The organism is Boseongicola sp., assembly GCF_057460485.1.
Map to the genome: position 1 here is coordinate 1 of NZ_JBVCWP010000151.1, position 9,512 is coordinate 9,512.

At 58.7% G+C, this 9,512-nt stretch carries 6 protein-coding genes; 2 read left to right on the forward strand and 4 right to left on the reverse strand.

Going from position 1 to position 9,512, the window contains the following annotated elements:
- A partial coding sequence (locus tag AC221Y_RS15430; protein WP_486707675.1) for an outer membrane protein assembly factor BamB family protein occupies positions 1 to 587 on the reverse strand: 587 nt, incomplete at its 3' end.
- Between the two features lie 37 nt (positions 588 to 624).
- Positions 625 to 1,281: a hypothetical protein gene (locus tag AC221Y_RS15435; RefSeq protein WP_486707676.1), complete on the reverse strand. Its 657-nt coding sequence runs from the start codon at positions 1,279 to 1,281 to the stop codon at positions 625 to 627.
- A gap of 209 nt (positions 1,282 to 1,490) precedes the next feature.
- On the opposite strand from AC221Y_RS15435, the gene AC221Y_RS15440 reads away from it, so the two are divergent.
- On the forward strand, positions 1,491 to 2,726 hold the full coding sequence (locus tag AC221Y_RS15440) for an efflux RND transporter periplasmic adaptor subunit (RefSeq protein ID WP_299750439.1): 1,236 nt from the start codon (positions 1,491 to 1,493) through the stop codon (positions 2,724 to 2,726).
- On the forward strand, positions 2,723 to 6,298 hold the full coding sequence (locus tag AC221Y_RS15445) for an efflux RND transporter permease subunit (protein ID WP_486707677.1): 3,576 nt from the start codon (positions 2,723 to 2,725) through the stop codon (positions 6,296 to 6,298). Before AC221Y_RS15440 ends, AC221Y_RS15445 begins: the two co-directional genes overlap by 4 nt.
- A 326-nt stretch (positions 6,299 to 6,624) precedes the next feature.
- Here the strand turns inward: AC221Y_RS15445 and AC221Y_RS15450 are convergent, their stop codons facing one another.
- Together AC221Y_RS15450 and AC221Y_RS15455 are read right to left on the reverse strand one after the other, a co-directional pair.
- Positions 6,625 to 8,439, reverse strand: coding sequence for an ABCB family ABC transporter ATP-binding protein/permease (locus AC221Y_RS15450; RefSeq protein WP_486707678.1), 1,815 nt, complete (start codon positions 8,437 to 8,439; stop codon positions 6,625 to 6,627).
- 106 nt (positions 8,440 to 8,545) lie between these two features.
- Positions 8,546 to 9,512: LysM peptidoglycan-binding domain-containing protein (locus tag AC221Y_RS15455; protein ID WP_486707679.1), on the reverse strand; the 967-nt coding region annotated here is incomplete at its 5' end.

The window sequence follows — 9,512 nt, forward strand, 5'->3', positions numbered from 1 at the left end:
GCCGGGGAATTTAGCCGCTGCGTCCACCGCACGGCACCGGTCGAAACATCAATCGCCGTCAAGGTGCCAAAGCCGCTCGTCGCAAAAAGTGTGTTGCCCGATACCGCGAGACCGCCGCCCGAAGCGTCGTCCGCCCGGTCGCTTTCCGGTGTCAGATCGTGGGTCCAAAGCGTTTGTCCGCTTAACGAAAACGCCGACACCAAAGCGCGACTGTCCTGGGTAAATATACGACCATCTGCAATCACCGGGTCTGCTGTGATCCGGTGGCCACGGGAATTTCCGTCGCCGACCGACGCCGACCAAATCGGCTCCAACGCGCGCTGAAGAGCCGGATGAGCGATGGAATGGGCGGCATTTCCGCCAGGATGCGTCCAGGCTGCGTTCACTTGCGCGACGGGCAATCCAACTGACGGTGCCGGCCCTTCTGCAATGCCCGGTCCCAGATCGGCAATCACCGTCGCAGTGCTGTCACCACGGTCTCGCACATCAAGCCGCTCGCCGGGCAGGATCACCTCATCGTCGCCGCAGCCCGCAAGGATCGCCAAAGCAATCGCCACTCCCGACACTGATTTAAAGCTGCTACTCACCACGATGTGCCCTTCACTCGGCCCTTAATCCAGACGGTTACCCGGTGGTCAGAGACCCACCCAACGCCACAATCAACTGCGACGCACGACGGCGCAAGTCCTGACTTGTTTCCGCATCTGCCACGATCTCGCGAAGTTGCGCAATCGCGGTCTCTGCATCGCCCTTTTCAATCTCGGCCAAAGCGATCTGTTCTGCCGCCAAAAGCCGGAACGATCCGCCCCCAAGGGCCAGGGCATTCAGCCGCGCGATCCGCTCGTCAGGATCCGTGGTGCCAGACCCAAGAATAACCGCCTTCAGCGTCGCCAGGTCCCGGTAGGGGCGCGGCGCATTCGTGTCCGACGCCAAGTCTTCAAGCAAAGCCACTGCCTCGGCGCGATCATCGCTCGCCAAAGCCGCTTCAGATCGCATCAGGGACAAAATCGCTATGCGCGCCGCATTATCACCCGTTGATATTTCAGCCAACGCCGCGCTGCGCGTCGCGGCGTCGCCGTCAAAGGCTGCAAGAATCGCATCGCCTGCGCTTTGAGCAGACGCCTCGGCTTGCGCCTTGCGCCATTCGTTCCATGACGCGCCGCCGACAATCACCACAATCGCCAATGCGGCAATCCAACCATAACGCTTGAACAAGCGATACAGGCGATCCTTGCGGACCTCTTCGCTTACCTCGTTGATAAACGAGTCTTGATCCGACACCTGAGCACTCCCTTAATCGGTCATTTTTTTTAACATTTGCGCCCTCATATCGCGCGTTTTTTACCGATTGCAAAGGCAGGAAATCATACCACCCTCTTGCAATTTGCAAAAAAAAAGCAGAAATGCTAAATCTGAACCGATCAGTTCAGTGAATTCAGCGGGCGTTTGCGGCTATTTTCCCGCCGTCCAAAAGCCATAAGAGGCATATCATGCGCCTGTTTCCAATCGTAACGGCAATTCTTGTCGTAGGAGTTCTGTTTCTTCTAGTATTTCAACGCGATGAACTCGTCACGTTTTCCGGAGCAGAAACCGAAACCGTCCAGGAAGAAGTGTTCGACGCAGTCGTGGATCGCGACGAAAACGCGCCGCTCGCGCCAGTCAGTGTGGTTGCCATCCGCTCGTCCGCCTCGACAATCGACGGCGCGGTTGTCCTGCGCGGGCGCACTGAAGCGTCTCGTCAGGTTATTATGCGCGCCGAAACATCTGGTCAGGTGATCTCGGATCCCCTGCGCGCCGGTGCCCGCGTACAGAAAGGCGATCTTCTTTGCCGCCTTGATCCCGGCACTCGTGCCATTGCCCTTGCCGAAGCGCAGGCCGGTCTGCGCGAAGCCGTTACGCGTCTGCCCGAATCTCAGGCCCGCGTCGCTGAGGCACGCGCGCGGCTGAACGAGGCCGAGATTAATGACAACGCCGCCGAACGCCTGTCGCAAGGCGGATTTGCCTCCGACTCCCGCGTCGCACAAGCCACCGCAAGCGTCGAAGCCGCGCGCGCCGGCGTGCAGTCCGCCGTCAGCGGCGTGGAAAGCGCGCGCTCCGGCATCCAGTCCGCCGAAGCCCGCGTGGCTGCTGCCGAAAACAACCTAGAGCAACTCGAAGTCCGCGCGCCCTTTGGCGGCCTCCTTGAGACCGACAGCGCCGAGATTGGCACCCTGATGCAGCCCGGCGCGCTTTGCGCCACCATCATTCAACTTGATCCGATCAAGCTTGTGGGCTTTGTGCCGGAAACCATGGTCGACCGCGTAAATCTTGGCGCTCTTGCTGGCGCGCGCCTTGCCTCGGGGCGCGAAGTCGTGGGCCGCGTGACCTTCCTCAGCCGCTCGGCTGATCCGACCACGCGCACGTTCCGCGTCGACGTCGAAGTGCCGAATGCAGACTTCTCGATCAGCGACGGCCAAACCGCCGAAATTGGCGTGCAATCCGCCGGAAACACCGCGCATCTGTTGCCCCAATCCGCGCTTACGCTGAATGACGCGGGCGATCTTGGCGTGCGCCTCGTGGTCGACAACATCGCCACGTTCGCACCCGTTATTGCACTGCGTGACACCACCGAAGGCTTTTGGGTCGGCGGTCTGGCGCCAAGCGTCGACGTGATCGTCGTGGGACAGGAATTTGTCACAGATGGCGTTCCCGTTACGGTCACCTACCGCGAGGAGACCACCCAATGACCGGTATCGTCGACTGGGCTGCGGGCCGTGCCCGCATGGTCATCGCCTTCATCATCCTGTCAATTATGGCAGGCGCGCTGGCCTACGCAAGCCTGCCCAAAGAGGGCGAACCCGACATCGAAATCCCGGCACTGTTCGTCTCGGTCCCCTTCCCCGGCATCTCGGCGGAAGACAGCGAGAAACTGCTGGTCAAGCCGATGGAAACCGAACTGGCCGACCTCGATGGGTTGAAATCCATCTCCGGCACTGCCTCCGAAGGTTACGCCGGTATTGCGCTTGAATTTGAATTTGGCTGGGACAAAACCAAGATCATGGCCGACGTCCGCGACGCCATGAACAGCGCCGAAGCCCAATTCCCTTCCGGCGCCAAACAATACTCAATCAACGAGATCAACTTCTCCGAGTTCCCGATTATCATTGTGAATCTCACTGGCGCACTGCCCGAACGCACCCTTCTGCGCGTGGCCAAAGACCTGCAAGACCGCCTGGAAGCACTTGAACCCGTCCTTGAAGCCGCTCTCACCGGTCACCGCGACGAAATGGTCGAGGTTATCATCGACCCGCTGCGCCTTGAAGCCTACAACGTCACCGCCGGCGAACTGATCAGCGTTGTCACAAACAACAACCAACTGATCGCTGCCGGTGAAGTCGAAAGTGCAACCGGCGCCTTCGCCGTCAAAATCCCATCCTCCTTTAACGACCAGCGCGACATCTACAGCCTGCCGGTTAAAGTGGATGGCGACCGCGTGATCACCCTCGGCGATCTCGCCGAAATCCGCCTCACCTTCGAAGACCGAACCGGCACAGCCCGGTTTAACGGCGAAACCACCGTCGCCCTGCAAGTCGTGAAACGCAAAGGCTTCAACATCATCGACACCGCGGCACTTGTTCAGACCGAAGTCGAAGCCGAACGCGCCTCGTGGCCGCCCGAATTACAAGACGCCATCAAAGTCGGCACCTCCAATGACCAGTCCCGCACCGTTGGCTCGATGGTCAGCCAACTTGAAGGCTCTGTCCTTACCGCCATCGCGCTTGTGATGATCGTTGTGCTTGCGACCTTGGGCTCGCGTTCGGCCCTTCTCGTCGGCTTTGCGATCCCGACGTCTTTCCTTTTATGTTTCGCTTTCCTCGCGCTGATGGAAGTCACCGTCTCCAACATCGTCATGTTCGGCCTGATCCTTGCGGTCGGCATGCTGGTGGACGGCGCCATCGTCGTCGTGGAATACGCCGATAAACGCATCCAGGAAGGTGCGGGCCCCATGCACGCGTTCGTCGAGGCGGCAAAACGCATGTTCTGGCCCATCGTGTCGTCCACCGCGACCACGCTCTGCGCCTTCCTGCCCATGCTGTTCTGGCCGGGCGTACCAGGCCAGTTCATGGGCATGCTTCCCGTCACCCTGATCTTTGTTCTGACCGCATCGCTTGTCGTGGCCCTTATCTACCTTCCCGTCATGGGCGGCGTAGCCGGCCGCATGAGCCGGGGCTTTGAACGCTCGTCTGCCGCGCTGAAACGCTCGACACCCTGGTGGGTCCGCGCCCTCCTCGTGCCGCCATCGCTTTACTTGATGTTCCTTGCCGCCATGCAGGTCCTGAACCCAGAATACCTCCTCGGGGAAGGCACAGGCTTGGGCGGAAGCATCTTCGGCGCAGTTCTCTTCGTGGTTGGTGCTATGGTGTCATCTATTACCCTAGGCGCCGCCAAAGTCGAACGTCGCGAGCGACCTATCAACGCCGGCTACCACCGCACACCTTTTGGCCACTTCATCAAATTCATCGCCGGCAACCCAGTCATGCCGGTTGTGTCCATCGTCGCCATTGGCTTTTTCGTCGTCTCGGTCTTCGGCTACTTCGGAGCCAACAATAACGGCGTCGAATTCTTCGTCGAAAGCGAACCCGAACAAGCCATCGTCTACGTCCGCGCCCGCGGCAACCTTGGCATCATGGAGAAAGATCAACTCGTCGCTCAGGCAGAAGACGTCATCCTCGACACCAACGGCATCGACAGCGCATTTGCATTTGCAGGCGCTGGTGGCCTCAATGCCAATACCGGCGGAGCGTCCGGCCCCACCGACACCATCGGGCAGGTTCAGATCGAATTGATCCCATGGGAGCGGCGCGCTGATTACGCCAACACTCACGACGTCACTCTGGAACAACTCGACGGCGACGCGGTGCTGGTCGATCTTCAGGCACGGCTTGACCAAATCCCCGGGATTAAAGTCGAGATCCTGAACCTCAGCCGTGGCCCGGCATCAGGAAAGCCAGTGCACCTGCGTCTGAAATATGATGATTGGGAACAGCTTCTCTCGACCACCGCCATGGTGCGCACAAAGTTTGAAAACACCCCGGGTCTTGTCGACATCGAAGACAACATGCCCCTGCCTGGCATCGACTGGCAGATCAACGTGGACGTCGAGAAAGCAGGTCGCTACGGCGCGAACGTCGCCGCCGTGGGGGGCATGGTCCAGCTTGTCACGCGCGGCGTGCTTCTGGATACAATGCGCGTCGACAGCTCGGACGAAGAAGTCGATATCCGCGTTCGCCTGCCGGAAAAAGACCGCGTCCTTTCAACACTGGACACGCTCAAAGTTCGCACAGCAGACGGCCTTGTGCCGCTGTCGAACTTCATCACCCGTGAACCCGTCGCACAGCTGGCGCAGATCAACAGGGTCGACCAGAAACGCTACTTCGACGTCAAAGCCGATGTCGTACCGGACCTTTTGAACGACGACGGCGTGCCGATAACCCCGAACGAGCGCATCGCGTTCCTCACGGACTGGATCGAAGGCGAAAGCCCGCTGCCAGCAGGCATGGATTGGGAATGGACCGGCGATCAGGAAGACCAGGCCGAAAGCCAGGCCTTCCTTCAGGTCGGCTTCTCTGCCGCTCTGGGTCTGATGTTCATCATCCTGCTGGCGCAGTTCAACTCGTTTTATAACGCTACGCTGGTGCTTCTAGCGGTGGTTTTGTCGACCACCGGCGTCCTCATCGGAATGCTTGTGATGGGCCAACCCTTCTCGATCATCATGACCGGAACGGGGATCGTCGCTCTTGCGGGAATTGTAGTGAACAACAACATTGTCCTGATCGACACCTATCAGGAATACTCGCAATACATGCCCCGGATCGAGGCCATTGTGCGCACCGCCGAGGCGCGCATCCGACCGGTCCTTCTGACGACGATCACCACAATGGCGGGCCTGGCACCGATGATGTTCGGTCTCAGTCTCGACTTCATTGGTGGCGGCTATTCCATCGACAGCCCGACAGCGCTTTGGTGGAAACAACTGGCAACCGCAGTGGTCTTCGGGCTTGGCATTGCCACGGTTCTGACGCTTATCTTCACGCCATCCATGCTCGCCCTGCGGGTCTGGTTCTGGACCGGCGCGTATAGAACTATCAACACATTGCGCGCCCTCAGCCACGGGTCAGGTTCCAGAACCGCCCGCGATCAGGCGCTGCGCAAAGCGGCCCGGAAGATCAAAAACCCCGAAATTATCTGGGACGTATCCGATGATCCATCCGCACCACGCGCGGCGGGCAGCCCGGATTTGCGGGCAGCCGCGGAATAACGACGCCATCACGACGCACGACAGCACAGGAGATGGGTGGCACTGCCCCCCTTTTCACGCGCGCCGGCAAAGCCCGTTCGCCACGTTAAGGCTTCGCTAATGCGGTCATTTGACCTTGCCAGCAGGGCTGAAAAACCAGCCCGCGCTAACGCAGTGTTCAGCGAACATGCACCAACGCAACACCGACGTCGTATCGACGTTATGGATAACTCAAAGAAAGGCAGCGTATCAGCGGCTTAGATCGCGAGCTTCAGAAGATATCGGTGAAAGCGAAAAAATCCGCCGCACGCCCACACAACCCTTCCTTAAACCGACTGCGCGCGCCTTCACGCAGCGCGATCTTTCTCAGCCGCCTGACGATGCCAAAGCGACGCATAACGCCCCCCGCGCTTCAGTAACTCATCATGAGTGCCTTCTTCGGCAATGACGCCACTTTCAAGCACAACAATCTGATCCGCATGAGCAATCGTCGACAACCGATGCGCGATGGTCAGAACGGTGCGTCCCTCGCCCATCGCGTTGAGTTCGCTCTGAATTTCCGCTTCGGTTTCGGTATCCAAAGCGCTCGTCGCCTCGTCCAGAAGCAGGATCGGAGGGTTCTTCAATAGCGTGCGCGCAATCCCAACACGCTGCTTTTCTCCTCCCGACAACTTCAAGCCACGCTCACCCACGGACGTATCATAGCCGTCGGGCAAGCTTGAAATAAAGTCATGGATCTTCGCCGCTTTCGCCGCCTCAACGATCTCGGATCGCGCCGCTTCGGGCCGCCCATAGGCGATATTGTAAAAGATGGTGTCGTTGAACAAAACCGTATCCTGCGGAACCACTCCGACCTGCGCATGAACCGAGGCTTGCGTCACGTCTCGCAGGTCCTGCCCATCAATCCGAAGCGCGCCACCATCCACATCATAAAACCGGAACAACAGCCGTCCTACGGTCGACTTTCCCGACCCCGAAGGACCAACAATCGCAACCGTTTTGCCCGCAGGCACAGTTAGCGAAACGCCCTTTAAAATGGGACGCGCAGCGTCGTAGCCGAACAGGATATCGTCCAGGACAATCTCGCCGCCCTTGATCTCAAGCTCTTTGGCGTCCGGCTTGTCATTCACATCGGCAGGCTGCTCCAAAAGATCGAACATTTCACCCATATCCACAAGGCTTTGGCGGATTTCCCGGTAGACAGTACCAAGGAAATTCAGCGGCATGGTGATCTGGATCATATAGGCGTTTACCATCACGAAATCGCCCACGGTCAATTGCCCCGACTGCACTCCCATCGCGGCCATTACCATCACAATGATCAGCCCTGCCGTGATCAGCACTGACTGGCCAAAATTCAAAAACGCCAGCGAATACGACGTCTTCAACGCCGCCGCCTCATAGCGCTCCATCGCCACGTCATAACGCGCCGCCTCGCGCGCCTCGGCACCAAAATACTTGACCGTTTCAAAGTTCAGAAGACTGTCGATGGCCTTTTGGTTGGCATCGGTATCCTGATCATTCATCTCCTTGCGGATCTTCACCCGCCATTCCGTCACCTTAAAGGTAAACCAGATGTAAAGCGCGATTGTGACGGCAATAACAGCAACATAGCTAAAGTCGAAAACCACCGCCAGAACAACGCCGATCATCACCAATTCAAGGATAAGCGGACCGATCGAAAACAGCATGAACCGCAACAGGAAATCGACTCCCTTCACCCCTCGCTCAATGATCCGACTCAATCCACCCGTCTTGCGCGTGATGTGGTAGCGCAGCGATAGCCGGTGAATATGCGAGAACGTCTGAAGCGCCAGCTGCCTCAAAGCCCGTTGACCAACAGCCGCAAAAATTGCATCGCGCAATTGCTGGAACCCAACGCCGAATAGCCGCGCCAAACCGTAAGCAACGGTCAAGCCGACGGCCCCCAAAGTCATCATCCAGACCGCATCCGTCTGGTCGCCGGACAAAGCATCAACGGCGGCTTTATAAAAGAACGGTGTGCCAACCGTCACAAGCTTTGAGACAAACAGCGCCACCAAAGCCCAGACCACACGGCGCTTCACCCACGGATGCTCGTCCGGCCACAGATACGGTGCCACCTTGCGGATTGTCCGCATGCCACTTTTTCGTTCTAAATCAGTTGAATAAATACCGCTCATGCTTGCCTCTTTTGCGAACACACAACCTAGGGCGTCGCCGCGTAAATAACCAGTGGCGAAGGCGTTCGAAAACGCACAAAGCCTATCGCCCAATGTCCGGATTTACTTAGTCGGGAACAGTAAAAATCTGGCCCGGATATATCAGATCGGGGTCACGGATGCGGCCCGCGTTCGCCTCAAACACCCGGACGTACAAGAGCCCCTCGCCATACTTGTCCCGCGCAATCCCCCAAAGCGTATTGCCCGGCTGCACCGTGATCAAAGCCACAGCTGCGCGCTCTGTTGCGCCCCCTAGATCCAACGCCTGAATTGCCTCGACGGACTCTCGACGAAACGGTGTCTCCGTGCGGGAGACAACATCGCCTTCGACGTCCAACTCGTCGACACGCAATGTGTAGGTGCCGGTGTCGATCTCGGGCAGATCGGCGCGCCATTGCCCGTTCGCGCCAACCGTGGCATCCAAAATTGCCTTATTGTCAAGGTAAATACGAACCGATCTTTGTCCCGACGACCGCCCCGTCAAAGCAACCTCGCCCGCGCTGTCATAATTGATCGCATCAATCGAGACGTTGTCGACAACCTGCGGGGCCGCGCCGCCGTTTTGCAAAACCCGTACGCCCTCGCTGTCTGCAAGCATGATCGTCGGCGCAGCATTTTTGACGGCGTCTTCACTCAAGGCCGCCACTGGCGCTTGCACTGGCTCCGGTACCCCAATGGCAGCTTGGACGGTCTTACCTGTCACAACACCCACCAGTGGCTCTGATATAGCCCCCTCAGCGGACGCTATCACTGCCGTGGTCGCATCCTCGACCAGAGTGGCCGCATCGCTATTCTCGACGCCAGCAGACGCAGCAGCGAGCTCATCTGCAACGAATTCGCCTGCATCCTCAACCAAAGTGGCCGCATCGCCATTTTCGACGCCAGCAGACGCAGCAGCGAGCTCGTCTGCAACGACTTCGCCTGCATCCTCAACCAAAGTGGCCGCATCGCCATTTTCGACGCCAGCAGACTCAGCAGCGAGCTCGTCTGCAACGACTTCGCCCACATCCTCAACCAAAGTGGCCGCATCGCCA

Coding starts and splice junctions, on each gene's coding strand:
- AC221Y_RS15440 (WP_299750439.1), top strand. CDS start 1,491: ATGCGCCTGTTTCCAATCGTAACGGCAATTCTTGTCGTAGGAGTTCTG.
- AC221Y_RS15445 (WP_486707677.1), top strand. CDS start 2,723: ATGACCGGTATCGTCGACTGGGCTGCGGGCCGTGCCCGCATGGTCATC.
- AC221Y_RS15450 (WP_486707678.1), bottom strand. CDS start 8,439: ATGAGCGGTATTTATTCAACTGATTTAGAACGAAAAAGTGGCATGCGG.